Source organism: Paenibacillus urinalis (assembly GCF_028747985.1).
GTDB classification, from domain to species: domain Bacteria; phylum Bacillota; class Bacilli; order Paenibacillales; family Paenibacillaceae; genus Paenibacillus; species Paenibacillus urinalis.
Genome location: NZ_CP118108.1, coordinates 1,084,937 through 1,110,636 on the forward strand (window position 1 = coordinate 1,084,937; position 25,700 = coordinate 1,110,636).

20 protein-coding genes, 1 pseudogene and 1 riboswitch are annotated in these 25,700 nt (G+C 47.5%); of the genes and pseudogenes, 16 read left to right on the forward strand and 5 right to left on the reverse strand.

Annotation, left to right across the window (positions count from 1 at the left end; all coding sequences use genetic code 11):
* Positions 1–186: 186 nt before the first annotated feature.
* The 7 genes from PUW25_RS04795 (at position 187) to PUW25_RS04825 (ending at position 8,761) form a co-directional block, all read left to right on the forward strand.
* On the forward strand, positions 187–1,149 hold the full coding sequence (locus PUW25_RS04795) for an ABC transporter permease (protein WP_047913428.1): 963 nt from the start codon (positions 187–189) through the stop codon (positions 1,147–1,149).
* Positions 1,150–1,161: 12 nt separating this feature from the next.
* A complete protein-coding gene (locus PUW25_RS04800; RefSeq protein WP_047913429.1) occupies positions 1,162–2,034 on the forward strand; it encodes a carbohydrate ABC transporter permease in 873 nt (290 codons plus the stop codon).
* A gap of 74 nt (positions 2,035–2,108) precedes the next feature.
* A complete protein-coding gene (locus tag PUW25_RS04805; protein WP_047913430.1) occupies positions 2,109–3,728 on the forward strand; it encodes an ABC transporter substrate-binding protein in 1,620 nt (539 codons plus the stop codon).
* A gap of 118 nt (positions 3,729–3,846) precedes the next feature.
* Positions 3,847–4,656: a Nif3-like dinuclear metal center hexameric protein gene (locus tag PUW25_RS04810; RefSeq protein ID WP_337999911.1), complete on the forward strand. Its 810-nt coding sequence runs from the start codon at positions 3,847–3,849 to the stop codon at positions 4,654–4,656.
* 41 nt (positions 4,657–4,697) lie between these two features.
* A complete protein-coding gene (locus PUW25_RS04815) occupies positions 4,698–5,372 on the forward strand; it encodes a GntR family transcriptional regulator (protein WP_047913432.1) in 675 nt (224 codons plus the stop codon).
* Positions 5,373–5,429: 57 nt separating this feature from the next.
* Positions 5,430–7,511, forward strand: coding sequence for an alpha-glucuronidase family glycosyl hydrolase (locus PUW25_RS04820; RefSeq protein WP_274338530.1), 2,082 nt, complete (start codon positions 5,430–5,432; stop codon positions 7,509–7,511).
* 134 nt (positions 7,512–7,645) lie between these two features.
* Positions 7,646–8,761, forward strand: coding sequence for a serine hydrolase (locus tag PUW25_RS04825; protein WP_047913434.1), 1,116 nt, complete (start codon positions 7,646–7,648; stop codon positions 8,759–8,761).
* 119 nt (positions 8,762–8,880) lie between these two features.
* On the opposite strand, the gene PUW25_RS04830 is transcribed toward PUW25_RS04825, so the two are convergent.
* Positions 8,881–9,738: a bifunctional 5,10-methylenetetrahydrofolate dehydrogenase/5,10-methenyltetrahydrofolate cyclohydrolase gene (locus PUW25_RS04830; RefSeq protein ID WP_047913493.1), complete on the reverse strand. Its 858-nt coding sequence runs from the start codon at positions 9,736–9,738 to the stop codon at positions 8,881–8,883.
* A 53-nt stretch (positions 9,739–9,791) separates the two neighbouring features.
* A riboswitch (ZMP/ZTP riboswitch) is annotated at positions 9,792–9,871 on the reverse strand.
* Positions 9,872–10,165: 294 nt separating this feature from the next.
* Between PUW25_RS04830 and PUW25_RS04835 the strand changes: the two genes are divergently transcribed.
* From PUW25_RS04835 to PUW25_RS04865, 7 genes and pseudogenes are all read left to right on the forward strand, one after another.
* Positions 10,166–10,687: a sigma-70 family RNA polymerase sigma factor gene (locus PUW25_RS04835; protein ID WP_047913435.1), complete on the forward strand. Its 522-nt coding sequence runs from the start codon at positions 10,166–10,168 to the stop codon at positions 10,685–10,687.
* A gap of 39 nt (positions 10,688–10,726) precedes the next feature.
* Complete coding sequence (locus PUW25_RS04840; RefSeq protein WP_205053980.1) at positions 10,727–11,875, forward strand: hypothetical protein; 1,149 nt, start codon at positions 10,727–10,729, stop codon at positions 11,873–11,875.
* Complete coding sequence (locus PUW25_RS04845) at positions 11,872–12,843, forward strand: ABC transporter ATP-binding protein (protein WP_047913437.1); 972 nt, start codon at positions 11,872–11,874, stop codon at positions 12,841–12,843. Before PUW25_RS04840 ends, PUW25_RS04845 begins: the two co-directional genes overlap by 4 nt.
* Positions 12,840–13,724, forward strand: coding sequence for an ABC transporter permease subunit (locus PUW25_RS04850; protein ID WP_047913438.1), 885 nt, complete (start codon positions 12,840–12,842; stop codon positions 13,722–13,724). The genes PUW25_RS04845 and PUW25_RS04850 overlap by 4 nt, the downstream gene beginning before the upstream one ends.
* A 226-nt stretch (positions 13,725–13,950) precedes the next feature.
* Positions 13,951–14,727, forward strand: coding sequence for an ABC transporter permease (locus tag PUW25_RS04855; RefSeq protein ID WP_047913439.1), 777 nt, complete (start codon positions 13,951–13,953; stop codon positions 14,725–14,727).
* Positions 14,724–15,533 carry an ABC transporter permease gene (locus PUW25_RS04860; protein ID WP_193746100.1) on the forward strand — a complete coding sequence of 270 codons (810 nt, stop codon included), beginning with the start codon at positions 14,724–14,726 and terminating at the stop codon, positions 15,531–15,533. The genes PUW25_RS04855 and PUW25_RS04860 overlap by 4 nt, the downstream gene beginning before the upstream one ends.
* Before the next feature lie 17 nt (positions 15,534–15,550).
* A pseudogene (locus PUW25_RS04865) lies at positions 15,551–16,530 on the forward strand (ABC transporter ATP-binding protein).
* Between the two features lie 106 nt (positions 16,531–16,636).
* Here PUW25_RS04865 and PUW25_RS04870 read toward each other — a convergent pair.
* Positions 16,637–17,212: a DUF6434 domain-containing protein gene (locus PUW25_RS04870; RefSeq protein WP_047913441.1), complete on the reverse strand. Its 576-nt coding sequence runs from the start codon at positions 17,210–17,212 to the stop codon at positions 16,637–16,639.
* Between the two features lie 282 nt (positions 17,213–17,494).
* On the opposite strand from PUW25_RS04870, the gene PUW25_RS04875 reads away from it, so the two are divergent.
* A complete protein-coding gene (locus PUW25_RS04875; protein ID WP_047913442.1) occupies positions 17,495–19,876 on the forward strand; it encodes a glycoside hydrolase family 95 protein in 2,382 nt (793 codons plus the stop codon).
* A gap of 72 nt (positions 19,877–19,948) precedes the next feature.
* Here PUW25_RS04875 and lpxA read toward each other — a convergent pair whose 3' ends face one another.
* From lpxA to lpxC, 3 genes are read right to left on the reverse strand one after another with little or no spacing between them, the layout of a single operon-like run.
* On the reverse strand, positions 19,949–20,752 hold the full coding sequence (gene lpxA / locus PUW25_RS04880) for an acyl-ACP--UDP-N-acetylglucosamine O-acyltransferase (RefSeq protein ID WP_274338183.1): 804 nt from the start codon (positions 20,750–20,752) through the stop codon (positions 19,949–19,951).
* A 3-nt stretch (positions 20,753–20,755) separates the two neighbouring features.
* Complete coding sequence (gene lpxD / locus PUW25_RS04885) at positions 20,756–21,787, reverse strand: UDP-3-O-(3-hydroxymyristoyl)glucosamine N-acyltransferase (protein WP_274338531.1); 1,032 nt, start codon at positions 21,785–21,787, stop codon at positions 20,756–20,758.
* Between the two features lie 16 nt (positions 21,788–21,803).
* The gene (lpxC, locus tag PUW25_RS04890; protein ID WP_274338185.1) at positions 21,804–22,637 is read right to left on the reverse strand and encodes a UDP-3-O-acyl-N-acetylglucosamine deacetylase; all 834 of its coding nucleotides are present in this window, start codon (positions 22,635–22,637) and stop codon (positions 21,804–21,806) included.
* Between the two features lie 207 nt (positions 22,638–22,844).
* Between lpxC and PUW25_RS04895 the strand changes: the two genes are divergently transcribed.
* On the forward strand, positions 22,845–25,412 hold the full coding sequence (locus tag PUW25_RS04895) for a rhamnogalacturonan lyase (protein ID WP_420799969.1): 2,568 nt from the start codon (positions 22,845–22,847) through the stop codon (positions 25,410–25,412).
* Positions 25,413–25,700 lie beyond the last annotated feature (288 nt).

Genomic DNA, 25,700 nt, shown 5'->3' on the forward strand with positions numbered 1-25,700 from the left:
TCAGCTACAGATCGCAATTCCACTTGTCGCATCAATTCACATTATCATTTTAGTCTACATTTGTAAGCGCTTCAATATCAGAAGGGGGTCTAGATCCGGATTAGAACGAAATGGGTAAATAACAGCTCATTTTAGAATTGAAAGCGGTTTATTAACTTGTCTATACGGATAGGAGTGAAATAAGCTATGGAACCGAAGACTGTAAATCCACCCATACCGGAGATGAAGGTCGCGAGAAAAAGTAAACGGAGAACGATCCTTTATCTCCTGCGTAAAGACTGGCAGCTCTATTCTCTATTAATTCTGCCGATTCTGTACCTGCTCATTTTTAAATACGGGCCTATGATTGGTAATGTTATCGCTTTTAGAAGATTTGTGCCCGGGGGCAGCATCTTTGGAGAGCAGTGGGTCGGACTTCATTACTTCCGCATGTTTATCGAGGATCCAACCTTCTGGCGAGTATTTAGCAATACACTTATCCTTGGCGGACTTACGATGCTGCTGACCTTCCCGATGCCGATCGTATTCGCTCTACTGCTTAATGAGGTCAAGAACAAGAAGTTCAAGAAGTTTGTTCAGACGGCTTCGTACCTGCCGCACTTTTTATCCATTGTTATTGTCGCAGGGATGATCTTGCAGCTGACGGCTTTGAATGGCTCGATCAATTCACTGATCCAATTCTTCGGTGGAGACCCGATCAACTTTATGCAGCAGGCCGACTGGTTCCGCACCATTTATGTCACATCTGAAATATGGCAGGGAATGGGCTGGGGCGCAATTCTGTATCTCGCTGCGCTGACGACGATCGATGATTCCCTCTATGAGGCAGCCAGAATTGATGGCGCTAACAGATGGAAACAGACGCTGCATGTAACGATTCCCGGGATATTGCCGACGATCGTTACTGTACTGATTCTGAACATGGGCAGCTTCCTGGCTGTCGGCTTTGAGAAGATTCTACTCCTGTACAATCCGCTGATTTATGAGACATCCGACGTGATCTCGACTTATCTGTATCGCGTAGGCCTTGGATCTAGTAACTTCAGCTACGCGACAGCGATCGGATTATTTGAATCCATCATCGGACTTATCCTTGTATTATCCGTCAATGCGATCTCACGCAAGGTAACGGAAAGAAGCTTATGGTAAGGAGGCAGCCACATGAAGGAATCTGTATCGTATAAGGTCTTTAAGGTATTTAACGCATCAGCTCTTATATTCATCGTGTTCATTACGCTATATCCTTTTCTCAACGTTGTTGCTCAATCTTTCAGCAGTGAAGCCTATATTAATTCCGGTCAAGTCAATCTGATTCCGAGAGGCTTCAATATTGAGACCTACAAGAAGGTTGCAAGCGACTCCATGTTCTGGACCAACTATAAGAACACCATCATATACGCTGTCGTCGGAACTCTGATATCGATGTTCTTGACTACGATCTTTGCTTACGCCTTATCCCGAAAGCGGCTGATGGGACGCAAATTTTTGACGGTGTTCGCTGTGTTCACGATGTTCTTTAACGGCGGTCTGATTCCGAACTATGTGCTGATTAACACCCTTGGAATGGCGAACTCCATGTGGGCGATTGTTCTTCCAGGTGCGATCAGCATCTATAACATGCTTATAATGAAATCCTTCTTTGAGAATATGCCGGAGGAGCTGGAGGAAGCCGCTGCAATTGACGGACTGAACACATACGGGATATTGCTCCGCATCGTGCTTCCGTTAAGTAAAGCCGTGCTGGCTACAATGATTCTCTTCTATGCGGTAGCACACTGGAATTCCTGGTTCCCAGCTTTCATCTATCTGGATAAGAAGGAGCTGTTCCCTGTCACCATCTATCTGCGGAATATGATCGCTGCAGCGACAGGCGGTGCGGCAGTTGGTGCGACTTCTGCGGATAATTTGACTCAGATATCAGCAAACATCAAATCGGTGACCATGGTTCTTACCATTTTACCTATACTGACGATTTATCCTTTCGTTCAAAAGTACTTTGTTTCTGGTGTCATGCTCGGATCTGTCAAAGGGTAAGGATTGCTATCTCTCGGTCACAAGGCTTAGAGAACCACTAATTGCGAGATTACAAATCGTAGGGGGATGTTGAGATGAAGAAAAAATGGGGTAAAGTATTGCTCACAGGATTACTGAGCTTGTCTCTGGCTGCATGCAGCAACGGCCTTGGCACTCAGGAAGCGGAAGTTCAGAACAAAGGTGCAATGGAGTCTTATGCCGTAGGGGATACCTTCAAAGCAACCGAACCATTTAACCTATCGATTATGTACAACGACAACCCGGCTTATCCGATCAAGCAAGACTGGATGCTGTTCAAGAAAATTACGGAGATCACAGGGGTGACTCTGGAGCCTACCATTGTACCGATGAGTGATTACAGCCAGAAGCGCTCACTCCTCATTAGCTCCGGCGATGCGCCGCTTATTATTCCTAAGACCTATCCAGGAGAAGAAGCTCCATTCGTCGCATCCGGTGCAGCACTTCCTGTAAGCGATTACGTTGATCTTATGCCGAACTATAAGGATAAGGTGGAGAAATGGGGACTGGAAGACGAGCTTGAGGGACTCAAGCAGGAGGATGGTAAATATTATTTGCTTCCGGGTCTCCATGAAGAAGTATGGCCAGACTATACCCTTATTGTGAGAACGGACATTTTTGAGAAGCATAACATTGCCATTCCAACAACTTGGGAGGAGCTGTATACAGCACTTAAGCAGCTGAAGGAAGAGTATCCGGATTCCATTCCATTCTCTGACCGCTTCAAATTCAACAGCACGCTGAATATTGCTGCAACAGGATTTGGAACCAAAGGCGGCTGGGGCTATGGCAACGGACTTACTTACAAGGAAGATCAGGATGAATTCGTATATACAGCAACCACACCAGAATATAAAGAAATGCTGGAGTACTTCAATAAGCTAGTAGAGGAAGGCCTTCTGGACAAAGAAAGCTTCACTCAGGATGATGAGCAGGCGATTCAAAAGTTCGTATCCGGCAAGTCCTTTGTAATCAACGGCAACTCTCAAACGGTAGTAATGCATCGTAACGATATGGATAAGACACTCGGTAAAGATAACTATTCCATCGCGAAGATTACTGTGCCGGGCGGCCCTGCAGGGCAGCTGATGTCCGGTTCTAGATTGGAGAACGGCGTCATGATCTCTTCCAAAGCCAAAGAAAGCGAGAACTTTGAGGCGATCATTCAATTCATTGACTGGCTGTACTATAGTGACGAAGGTCAGGAATTTGCAAAATGGGGCGTAGAGGGCGAGACCTTCACGAAGGAGAATGGCGTTCGCAAGCTTGTAGAAGATATTAACTATAATGGTTTGAACCCGGATGGAACCAAGGATCTGCGTATTGAGTACGGCTTCTCCGGCGGTGTATTTGCATACGGAGGCACGACAGATCTGCTCCATTCCATGTTCAGCGAAGAAGAGCTTAAATTCCAGAATGATATGAAGGAAGTTAAGGATGTCGTTCCTGCTGAACCGCCAATTCCTTATTCAGTTGAAGAACGTGAAAGAGTCACTCTGCTCAGCACTCCGCTTAAAGATTACACAGATCAAAATACGTTCAAGTTCATTCTCGGAGAACGGGATCTGTCTGAATTCGATACCTTCGTATCGGAGCTGGAGAGCCAAGGTGTGTCTCAATATCTAGAAATCGCGAATGAAACGTACAAGGAATATAAGGAAAAAGCTGGGGAATAAACGTTCAGGCGAGCAAAAAGTTTAAGGTTATCGCAGGAGGCAGCCGTTTCGCCTACGAAAAGGCTGCCTCCTCTTTTATTGATGACGAACTGAACTGCAATAATCAAGATACTGGAGAGTGAGAATATTGGATGTCACGGTACAGGATGTGATCCGCAGTCTGGAGGAGCCGGCTGGTGTGCTTGAATCGACAGTAGACAAGATTGTATGCGGTCGTTCTGCTGAAGTCGTCCAGGGCATTGCAGTATCCTTCTCCGCAACGTATGAAGCACTGAATAGAGCGGCAGAGCTTGGAGCCAACCTGTTTATTACTCATGAGGGATTGTTCTACAGTCATCACGAAGGAGCACAAGAAATGCTGACGTTAGACCCGGTATACCAAGCCAAGCAGGCGCTTATTGAGGAGAGGCATCTAACCGTTTATCGATTTCATGATTATCCGCACCGATACTCTCCTGATGAAATTACAGATGGGCTGATTGAAGCCATTGGTTATGATGGATACCCTATTCGGCACTTGTCCACAGCATCGATTGTTCATCTGCCGGCAGGTCAAACGGTAAGGCAAATTGCGGAGCATCTCAAGGCGAAGCTTCAGCTCTCTCATGTTAGAGTTATTGGAGGTCTGGATGTTATATGTGAACGCATCGGTATCACAGTAGGATACAGAGGCGGAGGTCAGCACCTGATTCCCTTGTATGAGAATGAACAGCTGCAGCTCATTATTGCAGGCGAGGGACCGGAATGGGAGACCCCTGAATATATACGGGATGCGATGACCCTTGGAGGCAGCAAATCACTGCTTCTCACAGGGCATGCGGCCAGCGAGGAGCCGGGGATGAGTCGAATCGCAGACAGGATTCGTCAGCAATTCCCGAATGTGCCGGTTCACTTTATTCCAGTTGCCCCCATCTTCCAGGTAGTATAACAAGAACGGAACCAAATAGCTTCGAAGAAAGAGGTAACGGTATGTCGACTGAGCAGAAGATCAAGGGCTCGACCAGAGCCTATTCCTACTATTTATTGAAGGATCGCATCCTACGCCTGGAGCTTCCACCAGGAACGAAGATCTCAGAGAAAGAAATTGCCGATGAACTGAATGTCAGCAGAACTCCGGTCCGCGAGGCGTTTATGAAGCTGGCTGAAGAGGAGCTGCTTGATATAATTCCACAGAGCGGTACTCTGGTCTCCCGAATTCATCTTGCTCATGTAGAGGAAGGCAGATTTATCAGGGAGAAGCTGGAGAAGGAAATCGTCGAGCTGTGCTGTGAGCATTTTCCTGAGGAATTCAAGTTCAAGCTGGAAACGAACATTGCGATGCAGGACGTATGTGCAGATAAGAAAAACTACCAGAAGCTCTTCGAGCTCGATGAAGAATTTCACCAGATTCTTTTTCACGGCACCGGAAAGCAGCGGACCTGGAAGATGCTTCAGCAGCTAAACATTCACTTCAATCGCCTAAGACTGCTCCGGCTGCTATCGGATTCCAACTGGGAGGACATCATTTCGCAGCACAAGCAGATCTATCAGTTGATTGTGAAGAAGGAGAGAGAACAGGCCAGAAAAATGATGGAGAATCATCTGCGGCTTGTCGTTGTAGATCAGGATATATTGCGTGAGAAATACCCGCATTATTTTGTGTGAGGAACGCTTTAGGCTAGGCACAATTTCAAGCAAGGTAAGGGAGAGGAGTTTCACGTCATGGCACAGAACACACAGCTTCCACATTCTGCTGCGGACCGCGGCTGGCTTAGATACGAGAGTAAGGCATCATGGCAGGGTTCTTTTGAAATTTCTAAAATTGGATGTAGGGAACGTTCTCAAATTACAGAATCAGCCATTCGGGAGCTGCAATATGGCATCTCGGAAATGTTCGGTGTACTTCCTGAAGTACTGGACTCTACCGATACGCTAACAACAGGCTGTATTCGTTTAGCTGTCGTCCATGAGGAGCTACCGCAAGAACTTGGTGCAGCTCCATGGGCGCAAGAGCTTAATAAGGAAGGATACGTACTAAAGTCTTTTTCCGATAACAGTGCAGCAATAAATTCTCTTTATGTTGTGGGAAAGACCGATAAAGGACTGCTGTATGGAACATTCCATTTGCTTCGTCTGCTACAAATGGGAGAGAATTTAAGTGAGCTTCACATTATAGAGAATCCGAAGAACCAGCTGAGAATGATGAACCATTGGGACAATATGGACGGTTCCATTGAGCGGGGTTATGCGGGTAGATCTATTTTCTTCAAGGATCATCAGTTTGTTACTGATGATGCACGAATTCGTGATTATGCCCGCCTGATGGCGTCGATTGGAATCAATGGTATTGCGATTAACAACGTGAACGTACATGAGGTGGAAACACGGCTGATCACACCGGAATTTTTGCCGGATGTGGCGAAAGTGGCGGGGATTTTTAGAGCGTATGGGATTAAGACGTTTCTTAGTGCCAATTATGCCAGTCCGATTCAGCTTGCAGGGATAACTACGGCTGACCCGCTCGATGAGAAGGTTGCGGCTTGGTGGAAGGATAAGGCACAGGAAATTTACAGCTACATACCCGATTTCGGGGGCTTTGTCGTTAAGGCGGATTCTGAGGGTCGTCCGGGACCGTTCACCTATAACCGGACACATGCAGACGGATCCAATATGCTCGCTGAGGCACATGAGCCCTTTGGAGGGATTGTAATCTGGAGATGCTTTGTCTACAACTGTCTTCAGGACTGGAGAGACCGCAAGACGGATCGGGCCCGTGCCGCGTACGATCATTTCAAGCCGCTTGACGGACAGTTCAAGGATAACGTGATTCTCCAGATCAAGAACGGACCAATGGACTTTCAGGTTCGGGAAGGGGTGTCCCCGCTTCTCGGAGCCATGCCGCATACGAACCAAATTCTGGAGTTCCAGATTACTCAGGAATATACCGGACAGCAAAGACATCTATGCTACCTGATTCCACAGTGGAAGGAAATCTTTGATTTTGATACTTACGCCAAGGGAGCGGGATCAGAGATTAAGAAGGTTGCGTCAGGTGAATTGTATCCGTATAAATACAGTGGAATTACGGCGGTCATTAATGTGGGTGATGATCATAATTGGACGGGTCACACGCTTGCCCAAGCAAATTTATACGGCTATGGCCGATTAACCTGGAATCCGGATTTAGCTGAAGAGCAGATTACCTCTGAATGGATCAAGCAAACCTTTGGCTCTAACCCTGCAGTGCTCGAGGCGGTGAGTACGATGCTTCAGGATTCGTGGCCCATCTATGAGAGCTACACTTCACCGCTTGGTGTAGGCTGGATGGTTAACCCGGAGCATCACTATGGACCTAATGTGGACGGCTATGAATATTCCAGGTGGGGAACGTATCATTTTGCAGACTGTCATGGCATCGGTGTCAATCGGACGGTCAAGAATGGAACCGGATATACAGCACAATATTTCCCGGAAAATGCTGAACGGTACGAATCACTAGAGACCTGTCCGGATGAATTACTGCTCTTCTTCCATCATGTACCGTATACGCATGTCCTGAAGTCCGGCAAGACGGTCATTCAGCATATTTATGACACTCACTTTGATGGTGTGGAAGGCGTTGAAACGTTGATTCGGCGCTGGAGCAAGCTTGAGGGACAGATTGATTCGGAGCGCTATCAGGGTATAATGGAGCGTCTGGAAGGACAGCTTGCTCATTCGAAGGAATGGAGAGATATCATCAATACTTATTTCTATCGTAAGTCAGGCATTTCAGATGAGCTTGAACGTACGATTTATGCTTAATACTAATTTGGGGAAATATGCTACAATAGCTGTCAGAGCGAAGCTCGGCAGCTATTTAGGTTGTTCACAGATGATCAAGAAACCATTTAAACAGATTAACATGCAATAATATGGGAGAGTAAAAGGAGGGCATCATGACGATCATCATATGGTCGATTGTAGGCGTTATCGTGCTGGTGTGTGCAGTTATGTTCATTGGCGGCATGCGTTTTAGACATGAGCTAAATAACACAGGAGCCGACTATTTCATTCAATTTATTGAAGAGAATAAAGACAGTCCCCGCTTCTCAATGGTACTTCAATATAATCAGGCGAAGCTGATCGAGCTCCGTCCCGAGGAGCCGCTTCCGCTCGCCAGCACGGTTAAGATCATCATTGCTATTGAATATGCAAGACAGGCAGCAGAGGGACGAATCGATCCTGAGATGGAGGTAGAACTGAAAGCGCTGAACCAATATTATGTTCCCAAAACCGATGGCGGCGCGCATGAAGCCTGGATCGCTCACTTAGGATTAAAGGAAGAGTCAGATACCGTACCTGTAAGTGAGATAGCTTATGGAATGATTGCCTTCAGCTCCAACGCCAATACGGAGTATCTCATGGATCTGCTTGGATTGGATTCCATTCAGAAGCTAATAACCGAGTTGGATTTACAATATCATGAGCCCTTATATCCTCTGGTCAGCTCATTATTTGTCGCTAGTGATCTAATGAAGGAACAGCAGTTAACCAAGGGAGAAACACTCTCCGCACTTAAGCAGATGGACCTGGCAGAATATCGCCTTGCAGCAATACAAATACATAACCGAATATCCAGTTCACCTTTAACCGCAGAAGACAAGCAGAAGCTTAGCAAATGGCTCAGTCTGGATGTCCAGAAGGTTTGGTCTGACCGGCTGCCCCGTTCCACAACACGGGATTATGTATCCATTATGGAGAAGCTGAACAGCAAATCTTACTTCTCTAATGAAGCGCATCAATATCTTGATCCCGTTATGGAAGGACTCATGCGAGATTCCCGCAACCAGGAATGGCTTCAGCATGCAGGTCAAAAAGGAGGCTCTACGATGTTTGTCCTGACGAATGCTATGTATGCGACAGATAAGGAAGGGAATACACTAGAGCTGGCTATATTCATGACAGATCTGACCTGGAAGGAACAAGCCAAGCTATCGCATAGTCTGAACAGCTTCCAATTAAAGCTGCTGACAGATGAGACGGTCCGGGAGCATTTGAAGGGGATTAAATGATCCGAAGGGGAGTTCAGTGCTAGTGATACTGCATATCATCCATAAAAGAACCCTTCCTGTTGGAAGGGCTCTTTTATAATTATAGGAAGCTGATGGCTTCAAAGTGTTACATCATGATATTACTGCTCTTGCTTCAGTAATGACTTGTACGCCGATTTTACCGTATGCTCAATTAAGGTCGCGATGGTAACGGGGCCGACACCGCCAGGTACAGGTGTGATGGCAGAGGAGTGCGGCAAGCAGGCATCATAGTCGACATCACCGATGTTCCCTTTGTTGTAGCCTGCATCAACGACAACGGCTCCTGGCTTGATCCAATCTCCTTGTACAAAATTCGGTTTACCTACGGCAGCGACCACAATGTCTGCCTGTTTCACAATCGCTTCAATATTTACCGTTCTGGAGTGGCAGGTCGTCACCGTTGCATTGCGATTCAGCAGCATCGCGGATACCGGTTTGCCGAGGATCGGACTGCGGCCGATGACTACGGCGTGCTTGCCCTCCATTGAAATGTTATAGAAGTCAAGAATGCGAATAATGGCCTGCGGTGTGCAGGATGGATAATCTGCTTCGCCAAACGCGTTCAGTGCATAACCAAGCGTCGTTACTCCGTCTACATCTTTTTCAATGCTGATCGTGTCAAAGCATGCTCTTTCATCAATATGATGCGGAACCGGATGCTGCAGCAGAATTCCGTGAACGGAAGGGTCTTGATTCAGCTTGTTGATTTCTTGAATGAGTTCCTCTGTCGTTGTCTCGGCAGGAAGCACCACCTTGATCGATTCCACCCCGATTCGTGCACAAGCATTTCCTTTCATACGTACGTAAGTTGCCGAAGAAGGATCATCACCAACCAGAATGGTAGCCAGACACGGCTGGATTCCCTGCTCCTTCAGTTCTTTCACCTTTGCTCCCGTTTCTTCTCTCATGTAATCTGCTACCGTTTGACCGTTCAGAATCAGTGTGTTGTCGCTCATCATCACATCGCCCTTTCCAAGTAAAAAAGAGGCAAGGGAAACTTAAGTTCCCTTACCTCTGCCCAGGCGTACGGCTATATCTAATCACATGCTCCCTCACGGTTCACCGTGTACGCCAGTTACATGCGACGATCTTAATTGTAATGTATAAGTGAGACCTCATATGAAGAAACAATGGAATAATCGAAGCTCACCCCATGATGGTACTTCATTTTGTCGAATTGTTCAATAGGGATGCACAAGATTTGGAATGATGAGCTATATTCCAGCTTCGGTATAATTCATATAGGTAGTTGATATAGTTTCAAATTCTCGGGTTCGATGAGTTTCGAAAAGGACTCCATTAAACATTTTTATAAAACGTGCTATAAAAATAAACTGTCGTCCGTCTTATGTATAGCTGCAGCTGAAAGGAGACGTTAAACATATGGAAGGACAGGAAATCGACGTTTTCCGTACAGTGTTCGACGAGCATTATCCTATTGTACGCCGAAAACTGATGGCTCTGATCCAGGATGAAGCCGCCGCGGAAGATCTTGCGCAAGAGGTATTTATTCGGCTGTATCGGAATCCGCCAGATGATCCGGCTGCGATTGGTGCATGGCTTCATCGTGTACTGACTCGCATCGGATATGATTATATGAGTAAACAAATACGAGAACGGAAGCTCAAGGAGAAGCAGGAGCAGTATTTTGATAGAAGAGAGCAGCTCCTGTCCTCTGGAGAAGAGATTGTACTGAAGCGTATGGATCAGGAGGAAGTACGTGAATGGATGGACGAGCTGCCGGAGCGCGACAGACAGCTGCTAATGCTGAAATACTCAGGATACAGCTATGCAGAGATAGCGGAAGAGCTGAATGTAAGGCCTCCTCTTGTCGGCTCGATGTTAAGCAGAGCTACAAGCAAGCTGAGGAGAAAGGTTCAAGGAAAGTCCGCGCCACAGTCCTGAGGATATACCAATTAGCATAGTAAGGAGTTGAACGTGCACATGACATCAAAGCCGAACGGAAAAGACGAGAACAAGCAGCTTGAAGATGCTTGGAACAAGCTGGCGTCAAGGCTGGAAGAAGAAGAAATGAGCCCCAAGTGGTCAGCATGGTCCATGGAGCGTGGAAACGGGCCTAAGGCAGCACATCCATTAAAGGAAGATGTATTAAAAGGTGTATTACAAAATGAAATCAGGGGAGAGAGATACGATATGACGGATCATCAGAATCAGGAGAAGCAGACCGCTGTTGTAAAGAAAAAGCATCATATGAAAAAGCCGGTTAAGAAGTGGCTCAGCATAGCAACGGCGGCGGCTGTGGCAGGAGTCATGATCGCGACTCCGCTCGGAGATAAGGCGCTTGCCGCGATACTAAACCAATTCCGTATGGATGAGGTAACGGTAGTTAATGAAGGAGATGTTATGGACTTCTTCAACTCAGTATCTGGAGGAAGCAATTCATCGGACTTTATCAACAAGCATGGTTCGTTTACGAATGCATATGGACCTGAACTCAACAATGAAAAATTAAGCTTACAAGAGATTGAAGAGCTAACCGGGCTCACAGCATATGAGAATGATATTTTCAATGTAGAAAGTTATTATGCATTTACCTCACAGACGATTACGATGAAACTGAACATTAATGAAGTTAACACGACAATGGCGCGGCTTGGTGCCAAGGAATTAATGCCTGAATCTCTCGATGGGAAGCCAATTACGTTCCATATCCCAGCGACGCTGCATCAATATTACCATGCAGATACAGATGGAGAGGAGCTGTACGCTTCGTTATCTCAACAGAAGCTTCCATCAGTAGAGGTTGATCCTTCTGTCTCAGTAGAGGAAGCGGTCAAGGCAGTGCTGGACTTCCCGATGCTGCCAGATAATCTGAAGACAGCGATTAAATCAGACAGTATCTTGTCCGGCAAGCTTCCAATGCCAGTGTTCACGGATGGAGATGCCGAGAAGGTGGAAGTGAAGGAAGTGCCGGTCGTTATTGTTGAACAAGATTATGTATCTTCAACTGGGAAGCCTGTTTATACAGCTACATGGACGCAAGACGGCGTATTGTTCAATTTGTCCGGCGACTCGTTGTTTGATTCCAAAGACAAACTGCTCGCACAGGTGGAGGAGATGATTACGGAATGACGGCCGCCATTCACACCGAAGGTTTAACCAAACAATTTAGCAACGGACGCGGCTGCCGTGACGTATCCATTACGGTCCAGGAAGGGGAAGCCTTTGGCTTCCTCGGACCGAATGGAGCAGGCAAGAGTACTTTCGTTAAGATGCTGGTAGGGCTTACCTATCCAACGGGCGGCAGTGCATCGATCTTTGGACATCCGATTCACTCCGTTGAAGCCAAAGGACAAATTGGCTATTTGCCTGAGCTGTTCCGATATCAGGAGTGGCTGACCGGCGAAGAGGTCATGAAGCTTCATGCCAAGCTGTGCGGCGTTAGCTCTTCCGATGCAAAGCGGCGCATTCCTGAGCTGCTGGATGAGGTTGGACTTGGCAGCCGGGGCAAAGGCAAGGTAAAGGATTATTCCAAAGGAATGCAGCAGCGCCTCGGACTCGCAGCAGCGCTCGTAAGCGATCCGAAGCTGATCTTCCTGGACGAGCCTTCCTCCGCACTTGATCCGGTCGGACGCAAGGAGGTTCGCTCCATATTGCAACGACTGAAGGCTCAGGGAAAGACGATATTTCTGAATTCCCACATGCTTGAAGATGTCGAAGCCGTGTGTGATCAGATTGCGCTGTTAAACAACGGGGAGATTTTACGTACCGGCGATGTGGGCTCTGTCCTGCAACAGAGGATCACTTATCGGTTTAAAGTGGGTGGCTATACGCCAGTGATCCTGACCTGGCTGCAGGAAGAGACCGGGATTGAGATACAGGTGGACAGTAAGACGGTAGGATCGTTGCCCGCTTCTCAAGAACAGCACTCCACCTGGCTTGTCGCTGAGCTCGATAACGAGGAGCAGGCAGGCTGGATCAACTCCCTCATTATGGAGCAGGGGATGACACTCTATGAAGTGAACAGAGTAACCGGCAAGCTGGAGGATTGGTTCCTTACCGCCGTATCGGGACTTAGCCATCGGGGGGAACACGAATGATACTGATTATGAATATGACCTGGAAAGAGATGCTGCGTAAGCGTGTCATGATCCTTGCAGGCATTCTTTCCATTCTATTTTTGATAGCTTATTGGTTCATTGGAGCGGCGATTGCTGACAGCAATCGGTCCAGTGGCTTTATGACAGGAAGTAACTTGATCACTGACTATGCCAGTGGCGTACTGATGATGATGATCGGTTTTTTCTTCGCCGGATTCGTTGTGGCACTGCTGTCCATCTTCAGTTCCTTCTCCTCCATAGCAGGTGAGGCCGAACAGGGTGTCATGCAAGCTCTTCTGCCAAGACCCATCCCTAGATGGAAATTTTATATTGGCAGATGGCTTGGTTATGTATCCTTGTTATTGTGTTATACACTCGTGCTGTACACAGCCATTATGATCATCACCGATATCCATGCAGCAATCCCGCAGGATCCCATGGTTCATATCCAGGCATTCTTATTGTATGCGCTGGTCATTGTACTGCTGATCTCGTTGACCATGCTGGGCTCCACAAGGTTCTCTTCCCTTGGTAATGGTGTATTTATGACGATGCTGTTTGGCGCGGGCTGGCTTGGCGGTATGCTTGAGAAGATTCGAAGCATAGGGATTATTGATATTATGGATGCGGAGGTAGCTGTCAAGCTGTCAAATATCTCTGGACTGATGTCGATGCTGATGCCTGTCGATGCGCTTCAACGAAAAATGCTGCACGGTTTAATTGGAATGGATGAGCTAGGCGGGCTAGTCGATATCAGCGGCATGGTAGCCGAATTTTTTGTTGGTAATCCGCCTTCCGGCACATTTGTTGTGTATGCTCTCATCTACACAGCCATCGTATTCGTATGGGGCATTCTTCGCTTCCAGCGGAAAGATTTATAAATTGAACAAAAAGGCCATCGCGAAGAACGACGAAGCGGTAATCCTTACTGTTGCAGGTGAGGTCATTATGGATTCGGATTCTTCCCGAGGGTCTTTTTGTTGATTAAAAAAGAGATTGCCTAAAATGGATGGTTTTGGTATGATAGTGTCCTTCTCTCGCATTTCACCTTGTCTGAAGTGGACGTATGAATCAGCGTCTCATCAAGCTTATCGGAGGTGTATCAAATTGCTCTATTTCACCCTGGCTCGAAAGGCCTACGCACGAAACCTGCAGTATCGCAGTGCACATATGGTGCACAATATCGCCAGTGCCTTGTTCGGCTACTTGTATGCCTGTATCTGGATCGGCATCGGTCGTGACAATGCGCTCGGTGAATACGGAACCTACGGGATGGTCAGTTACATTGCGTTCACGCAAGCGTCCTTGTGGGTTACGACATTCTTGACGAGTGGACTCGGTATCCCTGAGACCGTACGGACAGGGCATATTGCCATGGATTTAATGCGGCCCGTCCACCTGTTCACTCATCTGATGAGCCGGGAATGGGGACAGGTGCTGTACCAGTTTATATTCAAATCCATTCCGATCTACCTCGTTTATCTCATTGCATTCAACCTGCAGCTTCCTACAGATGGCATGACTTACATATGGACAGCAATGAGTCTGCTTGGAGCTGCCTACATGGGAATATGCATCAATTACATCATTGGTGCTACAGCCATGTGGACGACGGAGTCGGCTTGGCTGCAGTGGACTCATCATGCACTCGTAAATTTGCTTGCCGGATTCTTTATCCCCATTGAATGGCTGCCGGAATGGCTGCAAAGCGTTGCCTGGCTGTCACCTTATCCTTATCTTCTGTATGTACCCACCCGGATCTATCTAGGATACCCGGATGCTCATCTGCTTGCAGGTACCGTGATTTGGGGTGTGCTGCTCACCTTGCTTTGTTTCCTTGCGACCTATTTTCTAAGACGAAAAGTGGAGGTGCAGGGCGGATGAAGCAGAACAAGCTGACAGCATACTTTGAACTCTATTCTCTTCTCATACGTACCAGCGTCAAAAGCTCCATGCAGTACAAATTTAATTTCTTTCTAGGCTCCTTGCTTGCCGCGCTCATTCAAATTGCGGAATTTCTCATGATTGCCATCGTCCTGAACCGATTCGGAGCCATTCAAGGCTGGTCCATCTATGAAGTCGGGTATTTGTTTGCCATGATGACCTTATCCAAAACGGTGTACCGCTCACTTGCCAATGAAGTGCACCATCTGGAGAGATATCTGGTCAGCGGGGACATGGATCAGCTGCTCACAAGGCCGCTGCCCGTATTGTTCACGTTATTGCCTCAGCGCTTCCGGATTATGCTTGGTGAATGGCTGCAGGGAGGCTTTGTGTTCGGCTGGTCCATTTACGGCATGATGAACTCGGGGCAGATCAGCTGGGTTGCCATCCCGCAGTCACTGTTTATCATTCTTACCGGATCGGTCATCTTGTTCTCCATCGGTCTTGCTACGGCTACGCTCGGATTCTGGACGACACGGATCAGCGAGCTGCAGACGTTTACTGAGGACGCAGCCGGAACGGCGGCAAGGTATCCCATATCACTGTATCCCAACTGGCTTGCTTCGCTGCTCCTGGTAGTCCTTCCTGTGGGACTGGTCAATTATGTACCGGCACTTTACATTTTACGCGGTGAGGTCGGACCTTGGGTGCTTGGACTCGTACTGGGTGCGGCATTCGTGTGCTTGGCAGTAAGCCTCAGGTTCTGGAGTTTTGGCATAACGAAATATCAGAGTACAGGAAGCTAAAGGAGGAATCACTCACAATGATTGAAGTTCAGCAGCTGCACAAAGAATTTAAGATACCAATTGTACAGGAAGGCAGGTTCTCTGGCCTGCTACCTTTTTCTCCAGGCAATATCATGTAAAAAAAGCAGTGACCAACATCAGCTTCACAATTCAACCGGGTGAATTTGTCGGCTACATCGGTCCAAACGGTGCCGGGAAATCGACAACAATTAAGATGCTGACCGGCATTCTCCATCCCAGCGCAGGTAAGGTAACGGTGAGCGGGATGAACCCGCATGAACAGCGCAGACAGGTCGTTAGAAGACTGGGTGTCGTATTTGGACAGCGCAGTCAGCTGTGGTGGGATCTGCCCGTCCGAGACAGCTATGATATTCTTGCCAAGATGTACCGGGTGGAGGATACCGATAAGAAGAGGCGCATTGATCAATTCTCCGAGCTTCTGGATCTGAAGGAATTCTGGGATACACCTGTGCGCAAGCTGTCGCTTGGACAGCGGATGAGGGCAGACCTCGGAGCAGCCATGCTGCATGAACCGGACATTCTCTTTCTAGACGAGCCAACGATCGGACTTGATGTTAATGCCAAGCGAAATATTCGCTCCTTCCTGAAGCTGCTTAACGAGGAACTCGGCAAAACGATCCTGCTGACAACCCATGATATGGACGACATTGAGCAGCTGTGCAGCCGGGTCATGGTGATTAACCATGGACAGCTTACCTATGATGGAACGGTTCAAGCTTTGCGCGATAATATCGGACTTCCTACTATTATAAAAGTATCGTATCGGGAAGGGTGCTCTATTCCTCCATCTGCAGACGTGCATAACTACCCTATGATGAAATTGTCACAGATAACGGGGAATACGATTACCGTTGAAGCCAATCGAAGCAAGATCACCACCATGGAGATCTTGAAGGAGCTGGGTGAATGGGGTGAGATTGAGGACGTCGAGATGCAGGAACCGGTTTTTGAAGATGTAATTCATAAAGTATATTGAAGTGTCATAACACGAAATTTCATTTAAAAAAGAGGATCTCCCGCAGCAGCAAGGCAGGGGACCCTCTTTTTTACATTACATAGACCACTTATACGATCAAAGAGTTCTATAATGATGATTCACGCTCATACTTGTTGCTGCCGGGCAGGCGTTTAATTTTGTTCCAAGCGTCAATGGCTTCCTTTCGACTCTTTCCCTCATTAGCGGGATCAGCAAAAAAATCCCGAGTAAATTGATTGTATTCAAACTGGGGAGCAATCGTTTTTTTGTAAGCAGGGTCTTTTTTTCGGTATTCTTCCTCCTGCCAAGCTTCGACGACGTCACGGTACGTGTTACCGATATTGCTCTTAAAGTAATTCTGTATATATGTAGAGAAATGAAATTTAGGGATGACGGACTTAAAAAAGGCCCTTACTTCTTGGCTGCAGCGATGATGCTCTGTAATGATCGTCTCAAGACTTAAAGGGGGATGCTGTTCTGTCTTCCGGGCCGAGTTCTGTTTCCTAAGAGGGCTTCTAATCTCGCCTGTTTCCAGAAAAACCTCGATTCGATCGGCAAGTTCTGTCTTTGAACCAGATGCACTCATTCCATGTGTTCTGCAAAAGTCCTGTAATTCTTCTTTTAACCAATAATAGTCTTTAAAGCTATGTACACTAATGTCATCTGTTAGTTTAGGTCTCATACCGTATTCACCTCCTATATGTATACTAATACAAACATATGTTCTTGTAAATCAACAGGATTGTTCAACATTTAGGGCTTGCTTTTTTGTCACTTTTTTAGGACGATAACAGAGGAGAGTGGAATCCGCTTTCATCTGCGAATTGAAGAGTAGAATCAAGCATTAGTGAAGCAGGATAGCAAGATTCCTAAAACGTTTTAGGTAAATTATAAGGAAGTAGGATGATGGCACCCCCTGCACACCTATTTCGGTATAAAAAAATACAAGCTTGGAGGAAAGCACATGTTCTTAACGTACAATCGTCCGGCCAAGGAATGGACGGAAGCTCTTCCCATCGGAAATGGTAGAATGGGCGCTATGGTATTTGGGCGGATGGAGCTGGAGAGACTGCAGCTGAATGAAGACACGTTATGGTCTGGTCCACCGAAGGAAACGAATAATCCGGAGTCTCTTGAAGTATTGCCTGAGGTACGCCGGTTGCTCAAGGAAGGCAAGTATGCAGAAGCGGACAAGCTAAGCAAGAAAATGATGGGTGCTTATACTCAGTCGTATCTCCCCTTCGGTGATCTGAACATCAGCTTTGATCACGGAGATATCGGCTGGAATTACAAACGCACATTGGAGCTGAATGAAGGCGTGGCTACGACTCAGTTCCAAATCGGGGAGACGGTGTATACCCGCGAAGTATTCGCCTCCTATCCAGATCAAATTATTGTCATGCGGATGGAGTCCAGTATCCCAGGAAGATTAGGGTTTAAGGCAAGCTTCAGCAGCTTGCTTCGACATGAGCAGTCTTCCGATGGAAATCACGCCGTTCTATCCGGATATGCACCAGAAGTAGTGCACCCCAGCTATTATCCTGCGGACAATCCGATCCGATATGGTAAATCTGGAGAAACGGATGCCATGCGTTTTGAAGGAAGAATTGCAGTAACCCATGAAGGCGGGACATCCAAGGTGGATGCATCAGGTATTCGTATAGTGGATGCAGACAGCGCTACTATATACTTGAGTATGGCAACCAGCTTTAATGGTTATGACCGTTCACCGGGTAAAGACGGCAAGGATGAATCGGCTTGTGCGAAGGAGCATCTGGATAACGCACTGAAGTACAATTATACAGAGCTCCGCGCACGCCATGTAGAAGATTACCAAAGACTGTATCAACGGGTGGAGCTGGATCTCGGACCAGGGCTTGCACCAGCTGATCTTCCGACAGATGAACGGATCGTAGAATATGGAGGCAGGGATCCTTATCTGGTGAATCTTCTCTTCCAATATGGCCGTTACTTGATGATATCCAGCTCCAGACCAGGAACTCAGCCTGCGAACCTTCAAGGCATTTGGAACCACGAAACGAGAGCGCCATGGAGCAGTAATTATACATTGAATATCAATGCGGAAATGAACTACTGGCCGGCGGAGACAGCCAATCTGTCCGAATGTCATGAGCCGTTGATGGATCTGATTAAGCGTCTGTCCGTCAACGGCAAGAAGACGGCGGAGATTCATTATGGAACAAGAGGCTGGACGGCTTCCCACAATACCGATCTGTGGGGACATACCGCTCCTGTAGGGAACTTTGGACATGGCGATCCGGTGTGGGCATTGTGGCAAATGGGCGGCGTATGGCTCTGTCAGCACTTATATGAGCATTATGTATTTACCAAGGATGAGGATTTCCTAAGAAATACAGCGTATCCGATCATGAAGGACGCCGCGCTCTTCTGCCTGGATTGGCTCATTCCGGATGAGAACGGGATGCTCGTGACCGCACCTTCTACCTCGCCGGAGCATCGATACAGAATCGACGGTGAGCTGTATGGGGTGACAACAGCAGCGACCATGGATCTTGCTCTTATGTATGATTTGTTCACCAATATTGCTGAGGTGAGCGAAGTCTTGGGAGAAGATGCTGAATTTGCGCAAGAAGTCCTCGCAGCCAGAGATCAGCTGCCGCCGCTGAGAATCGGCAAATATGGTCAGCTGCAGGAGTGGCTCCATGATTATGAGGATGAAGATGTTCACCATAGACATGTATCCCATCTATTTGGGGTATATCCTGGACGCCAAATTACCGAGGGGCTTGCACCGGAGCTTCTTCAGGCTGCACGCGTATCACTGGAGAGACGCGGTGACGGTGGAACAGGCTGGAGCCTTGGCTGGAAGGTTGGTCTGTGGGCACGATTCCAGGATGGAGATCGGGCGCATCGCCTTGTGTCCAATCTGCTTCAGCTCGTTCGTGACGGCTCCGAAAGATACGAGAGCGGCGGGGTGTACCCGAACTTGTTCGACGCACATCCACCATTCCAAATCGACGGTAACTTTGCGGCAACCTCAGGCATTATTGAGCTGCTGCTTCAATCACATCAAGGCTATGTAGAACTTCTTCCTGCTCTGCCGCAGGCTTGGGAGAAAGGTTCCATCCGTGGACTTCGTGCTAGGGGCGGCTATGAGGTTGATCTTGCATGGGAAGGCGGACAGCTGTCTGCAGCTGAGATTCGTGCCGATCATGATGGAGTGTGTGCGGTTCGGACGAGAGCTGCCGTCATTAAGATAACCAATAAAGCCGGCGAAGAAGTACAGGCAGAGGTCAAGGAGAACGGAGTTCTGGTCTTCCCTGTACAAGCTGGAGGAGCTTATATCCTCAGCATTCAGGGATAGAAGTAAGAACAGGCTATACAGAAAAAACGCCGACAACATCGGCGTTTTTTCTGTTAGACCTCTACAATAGTTTTACATAGGACGCGTTCCTATTCTTGCGATTCCTCTGTTGGATTTCTTCAAGAACGCAATGGTGTGTTCTTTAAACACGCTCTGAGGCAAATGATCAATAGCATCCTGTGCAAGGGCCAGCGTCAGGTTCTTGCGGAACAGGAGGGAATGAATCTGCTTAATCATTCGAATATCGTCCCCCGACATGCCTTTGCGTCTTAAGCCGATGAGGTTGATGCCGTAGATCCTGGCATGATCGCCGCTCGCGAGTGAATAGGGGACGATATCCTGAGTGACACAGCTGCCAACTCCAATCATGGAATATGCGCCGATCTTGCAATGTTGATGAACACCAACCAAGCCGCCAAGCGTGACCTCGTCCTCGATCTCCACATGACCTGCAATCTGCACACTGTTGGAAATGACGATATGATCCCCTAAGGCTACATCATGTGCAACATGAACATAGTTCATTATAAAATTATGATTCCCTACCCGTGTGACTCCGCCGCCGGAACCTGTTCCTTTGGCAATCGTTGCATACTCTCGAATCGTATTATGATCCCCGATGATCAGCTGCGTTTCCTCTCCGTTATATTTAAGATCCTGGGGAGGGGAGCCGATAATGGCTCCCTGGTATACATGATTGTGTTCACCCAGTGTGGTATTTGAACCGATTCGCACATGGCTTTCAATGGTACTTCCATTTCCTATCCTTACGTGTTCCTCGATGATGCAATAAGGGCCGATCTCGACTTGATCTCCAATAACAGCGGTCGGATGAATGATCGCAGTAGGATGAACCGTTGTAGTAGGGAGAGTCATGGTTTATTCCTCCTTCGTCAGCTTCTTTATGCTCTTCTCTAAGGAGTCTATCTGAGTGCTGAATTTCTTCAATGTATGTGGAAGACGTTCAATAGCGGCTTGTTTTCTCAGTTGTTCATGGTGAGGACGGGCATAGTAGCCCGAAATGATCGAATGTGCAGGTAAGTCCTTCGTAATGTTTGACTTGCCCAAGATCGTGGAGTGAGCCCCGATTGTGAGGTGACCAACGACTGCAGATCCACCGGCCAGCACGACATGATCCCCGATGGAAGCTGAACCTGCAATTGCAGTTGTGCCTGCGATAATACATTGTTTGCCGATGCGCACGTTATGAGCAATCTGGACCAGATTGTCGATCTTCGTGCCCCTTTCGATAATAGTGGGGTCGATTGTTCCACGGTCTATCGTTGTATTGGCACCGATCTCGACATCATCATGAATGACAACATTGCCGGCATGAGGAATTTTTACATGTTGCTGACCATCCCACTCATAGCCGAATCCATCACACCCAATGACTGCACCTGAATGAATAATGACGTTGCTGCCGATCCAGGTATCACTCAGAATCGTGACATGAGGATGAATGAAGCAATGATCTCCAATCGTAACATTTTCGCCAATAAAACAGTTCGAGGAGATCAGAGTTCCCTCACCAATCGATACGTTCTCTTTGACAACGGTGCCTTCATCAATCTGTGTGCTCTCCCCGGCTTGGAGTGAACAATCGACCATCGAAGAAGAGATAAGACCGTTTGCTCTGGTATCCTGTTGAAACAGGTTCATAACATGAACAAAGGCCAGCCGGGGATTTTTTACCCGGATCACAGGCAGGTGCGCATCGATAAGCTTCTCGGGAACCACGATGGCTGAGGCACGGCAGTCTGTTAATTTGCTTATATTTTTCTCCGTTACATAAGTGATTTGTCCACTCTCTGCACTGGATAAGGAAGCGATGCTATGTATGGTCACTTCTCCGTCACCGATTAACTCTCCATTCAGTTCCTGTGCAATGGCTTTAAGCTTGTACTCCATCTTTGCTATCTCCTTATTAATGTAGATTATTCATGATCTCCCGTGCCAAAAGAGTATTCAGACGGTGGGAAGTTCGCACGCCTCTAACTTGGGCTAGAACTGGAGGCGCCAGTGCCAGATCACCCATCACATCGAGCAGCTTGTGGCGGGCAAATTCATCCGGGTATCGCAGGTCCGACAAGATTTGGCTGTTTCCGATGAGTACTGCGTTGTCCATGGATGCGCCTTGGATTAGGCCTTTGCTTCTTAGAAGGTTTACTTCTTGTTCAAAGCCGAAGGTGCGTGCCGGAGAAATTTCACTTCGGTAATCGTGGATGGCAGGGTTGAAATAAGCAATCTGATTCGTTAAAAAGGGGAACTCATGATCATTCGTGAACTGGATTTCATAGCTTATCTCTTCGGAAGGAATGGCTTCCAGATACGAACGGCCGATCTGTACCCGGATGGCTTGGGTTAAGCGCCTGTATTTCTTGAGGGCATGCTGCTCTACGAGTCCGGTCTCGGCGATTCTGTCGCTGATCATTACAGAGCTGCCGTCGAAGACGGGGATCTCTTCACCATCTGCTTCAATGATGGCATTATCAACTCCCATGCCGCGAAGGGCTGACATAACATGCTCGACCATCGAAATGGAATAGTGCTGTTCATTAGTAAGCTGTGTACAACGATCCGTCGATGATACATTATGCGGCACGGCGCTGATGTTCTCTACAGGAGATAGATCAGCTCTTCTGAAGAGAATTCCACTGTCAGCTGGAGCAGGATGTATGGTCATGGATGCCGGAATTCCGCTGTGCAGGGTAATGCTGTTCATTTCAATAGGCGTGGCGAGTGTGCGTTGATACTCCATTACATCCTCCTTTCTATTAGAATATTATAGATTAATTATCGAATATTGGTAAATATTATATGTCTTTTCTGCAACACTTGAGAGATATGGAAATAAGAGAAACACTGATTTTTGAACAATAAACTCTGTTATTTGAATGGTGGTCCGGGAAGGGCATGTCTATAATTTGGGGATGGCTGATCACTATTTGGATGAAGAGGTGTTAAGATGGCATATTTCAGTATGAGACTATGCAAAAAGATCGCGGTGACAGGGATGAGTGTTGTCTTGATCGCTGCAGGAGGAATTGCATCCGCAGCTGAAGATGTAAGCAGGAAGGGGAAGCCGAGCATGGAACGGCGTATACAAATGGAATATCTGGATCGCGGGCTTATTGCAGTGCCTGCGAATAACGGCGTATTTCTGAGCTGGAGACTGCTCGCTAACGAGGCAACGGGCAGTAATGAAACGGGGCTCACGGGTACGGACTTCAACATATACCGGGATGGTAAAAGAATTGCCCAAGTGACGGACAGTACGAATTATCTTGATCCGGCCGGAGAGACAGATTCCCGGTATTACGTATCTGCCGTTGTGGAAGGCCAAGAAGTTGATCAGAGTAAGGCCGTTATACCGTGGGGGAATTCTTATTATGATCTTCCACTCCAGAAGCCGCAGGACGGTATTACACCGGCAGGGGAGGCCTACACCTATTCAGCTAACGACATGAGTGTAGGAGACGTGGATGGGGACGGCAAGCTAGAGTATTTTGTAAAATGGGAGCCGAGTAACGCGAAGGACGTGTCCCAAGTCGGCTATACAGGCAACACTTATATTGACGCTTATACTTATGAAGGCAGACTGCTGTATCGTATAGATCTTGGTGTCAATATTCGGTCGGGAGCCCATTATACTCAGTTCCTTGTATATGACTTTGATGGGGATGGCAGAGCCGAGCTCATGTTCAAGACTGCCCCGGGTACCAAGACTCTTCGTTATAATGACCAAGGGGATGTCATATCTGAGCGGTATATTACGATGCTGAAGGAAGACCTTGCTGCAGGCTACTCTAATGTGGATGATTATAGACTTAGCGCTGAGGGCTACTATGAGCATATTGTCGAGATGTTCATGAACTGGCATGAATATGAGGAGGTTAAGGATGGAAGCTGGCCGCAAACACTGGAGGAAGCCTTCGGAATTGCTCCAGCTTATGATTATCCTTTATCCCGGGAGGATGCGGGGCATCTAGCTGATCATTTCATGGACGTATTTGCTCCTTCCAAGGATGCCAATCGGAATAAATTCCGGCAATTTGAAGGATTTATATTATCGGGTCCCGAGTATTTAAGCGTATTTGAAGGAGAGAGCGGAGAAGAGCTTGAGACCATACGTTACAAGCCGGGCCGGTATGATGACGGACTGCGCTGGGGAGATTATGCGATGAACCGGATCGAGCCGGGGAACCGGGTGGATCGGTTTCTGTCCGGCGTAGCTTATTTGGACGGAGAACAGCCCTATGCAGTATTTGCGAGAGGCTACTATACCCGGACAACACTGGTCTCTTACAGCTGGGATGGAGAGAAGCTGAATGAGTACTGGTACGTGGACAGCGGCTGGACGCCAATGACGAATCCGTTCAGAGATGGTCCTCATGGACGAGCAGGTACAGATCCTGAATACGGGCAGATTACAACACAAGGAGCCCATTCGCTCAGCGTAGCGGATGTGGATGGTGACGGCAAGCAGGAGATTGTATATGGCTCGGCGACCATTGATCATGATGGTTCTGTCTTGTCTAATGCTTCTGCTGTGATGCCGCCGCAAAGTGCCAATCCCGGAGCTATGGCAGGCTTGGGACATGGTGATGCCCTGCATGTTGCGAACATTGATCCCTCTCGCGAAGGCCTCGAAGTATATATGGTACATGAAGGCGGAGCCTATGCTCCTTATGGATACGCGCTTAGAGATGCAAAAACGGGTGAGGTTATCTACGGCGCTTATACCGGACGTGATACCGGACGCGGCATGATTGGTGATGTGGACCCGGATCATCCGGGACTTGAAACGTGGGCTGTTGGATTATACACAGCAGCAGGTCAGAAGATTAGCGACACGGCCCCAGGCACCAATATGAGCATCAAGTGGTCCAAGGATATGACGACCCAGCTTATTAACGGATCACTAGAGAATACGCCGACCATTGACGATTGGAAAAAAGGAACGGTGCTGACCGCAGAAGGAACCCGTACAAATAATCATACGAAAGGCACGCCGTCGCTTGTGGCAGATGTCTTTGGCGATTGGCGGGAAGAAATGTTAGTCCGTACGGCAGATAGCAGCGCCATCCGTATTTATTCCAATACGGAAGTGGCAACTCACAAGCTGCACACCCTGCTTCATGATCCGCAATATCGTGCAGGTGTAGCTACGCAGAATACGGGCTATAATCAGCCGGTGTATACAAGTTATTATTATGCATCCGATATGGATTTTGCTCAGGTGACACTTCCCAATCTATCGATCGCCGGGCTGCTGCCTGTGCTGGAGCAATTACATGATCAATATGCAGAAGAAGGAGATTTGTCAGGAGCTGTAGTGAAGCAGCTGGCCAATACGCTAGAACAAGCAGTGCATCATTATAATAAAGGAGCTTATAAGCAAGCATCTTCCTTCCTGGAAAAATATATGGCACAGCTGGACAAGCGAGGCGGCAAGGACAAGATTAGCGAGCGGGCAAGGCTGAACCTGACTCATCATGCCGAGCTGTTGTTGGATGAATGGAAGCAGAAATAAGGTAGTGAATATAAGGATACCCCATGGATCGGGATGGACAACAGTGTCTATCCGCAATTCATGGGGTTGTTTTTTATGTGGATGTAATCCTTGGATCAATGATCTGTCTATCCCAATCTCGGCCCCATTTCAACAGATTTCAACAAATTTCATCATTGCAGTGGCGTAATCTCTCATCCTATGTTATGATGTTTTCATTCTGCTAATATGGTAGCGGACTAAAGCGTTTGGAAATGGATGCAATTTATTCTATTCTATATTTAATATACATCTAGTGGAGGGAAACTC

What these genes read in the sequence shown, in the direction of transcription:
- PUW25_RS04825 (WP_047913434.1), top strand. Translation starts at nt 7,646, where the DNA reads ATGACGATCATCATATGGTCGATTGTAGGCGTTATCGTGCTGGTGTGT.
- PUW25_RS04830 (WP_047913493.1), bottom strand. Translation starts at nt 9,738, where the DNA reads ATGAGCGACAACACACTGATTCTGAACGGTCAAACGGTAGCAGATTAC.
- PUW25_RS04815 (WP_047913432.1), top strand. Translation starts at nt 4,698, where the DNA reads ATGTCGACTGAGCAGAAGATCAAGGGCTCGACCAGAGCCTATTCCTAC.
- PUW25_RS04845 (WP_047913437.1), top strand. Translation starts at nt 11,872, where the DNA reads ATGACGGCCGCCATTCACACCGAAGGTTTAACCAAACAATTTAGCAAC.
- PUW25_RS04895 (WP_420799969.1), top strand. Translation starts at nt 22,845, where the DNA reads ATGGCATATTTCAGTATGAGACTATGCAAAAAGATCGCGGTGACAGGG.
- PUW25_RS04835 (WP_047913435.1), top strand. Translation starts at nt 10,166, where the DNA reads ATGGAAGGACAGGAAATCGACGTTTTCCGTACAGTGTTCGACGAGCAT.
- PUW25_RS04875 (WP_047913442.1), top strand. Translation starts at nt 17,495, where the DNA reads ATGTTCTTAACGTACAATCGTCCGGCCAAGGAATGGACGGAAGCTCTT.
- PUW25_RS04805 (WP_047913430.1), top strand. Translation starts at nt 2,109, where the DNA reads ATGAAGAAAAAATGGGGTAAAGTATTGCTCACAGGATTACTGAGCTTG.
- PUW25_RS04820 (WP_274338530.1), top strand. Translation starts at nt 5,430, where the DNA reads ATGGCACAGAACACACAGCTTCCACATTCTGCTGCGGACCGCGGCTGG.
- PUW25_RS04850 (WP_047913438.1), top strand. Translation starts at nt 12,840, where the DNA reads ATGATACTGATTATGAATATGACCTGGAAAGAGATGCTGCGTAAGCGT.
- lpxD (WP_274338531.1), bottom strand. Translation starts at nt 21,787, where the DNA reads ATGGAGTACAAGCTTAAAGCCATTGCACAGGAACTGAATGGAGAGTTA.
- lpxA (WP_274338183.1), bottom strand. Translation starts at nt 20,752, where the DNA reads ATGACTCTCCCTACTACAACGGTTCATCCTACTGCGATCATTCATCCG.
- PUW25_RS04860 (WP_193746100.1), top strand. Translation starts at nt 14,724, where the DNA reads ATGAAGCAGAACAAGCTGACAGCATACTTTGAACTCTATTCTCTTCTC.
- PUW25_RS04800 (WP_047913429.1), top strand. Translation starts at nt 1,162, where the DNA reads ATGAAGGAATCTGTATCGTATAAGGTCTTTAAGGTATTTAACGCATCA.
- PUW25_RS04870 (WP_047913441.1), bottom strand. Translation starts at nt 17,212, where the DNA reads ATGAGACCTAAACTAACAGATGACATTAGTGTACATAGCTTTAAAGAC.
- PUW25_RS04840 (WP_205053980.1), top strand. Translation starts at nt 10,727, where the DNA reads ATGACATCAAAGCCGAACGGAAAAGACGAGAACAAGCAGCTTGAAGAT.
- lpxC (WP_274338185.1), bottom strand. Translation starts at nt 22,637, where the DNA reads ATGGAGTATCAACGCACACTCGCCACGCCTATTGAAATGAACAGCATT.
- PUW25_RS04795 (WP_047913428.1), top strand. Translation starts at nt 187, where the DNA reads ATGGAACCGAAGACTGTAAATCCACCCATACCGGAGATGAAGGTCGCG.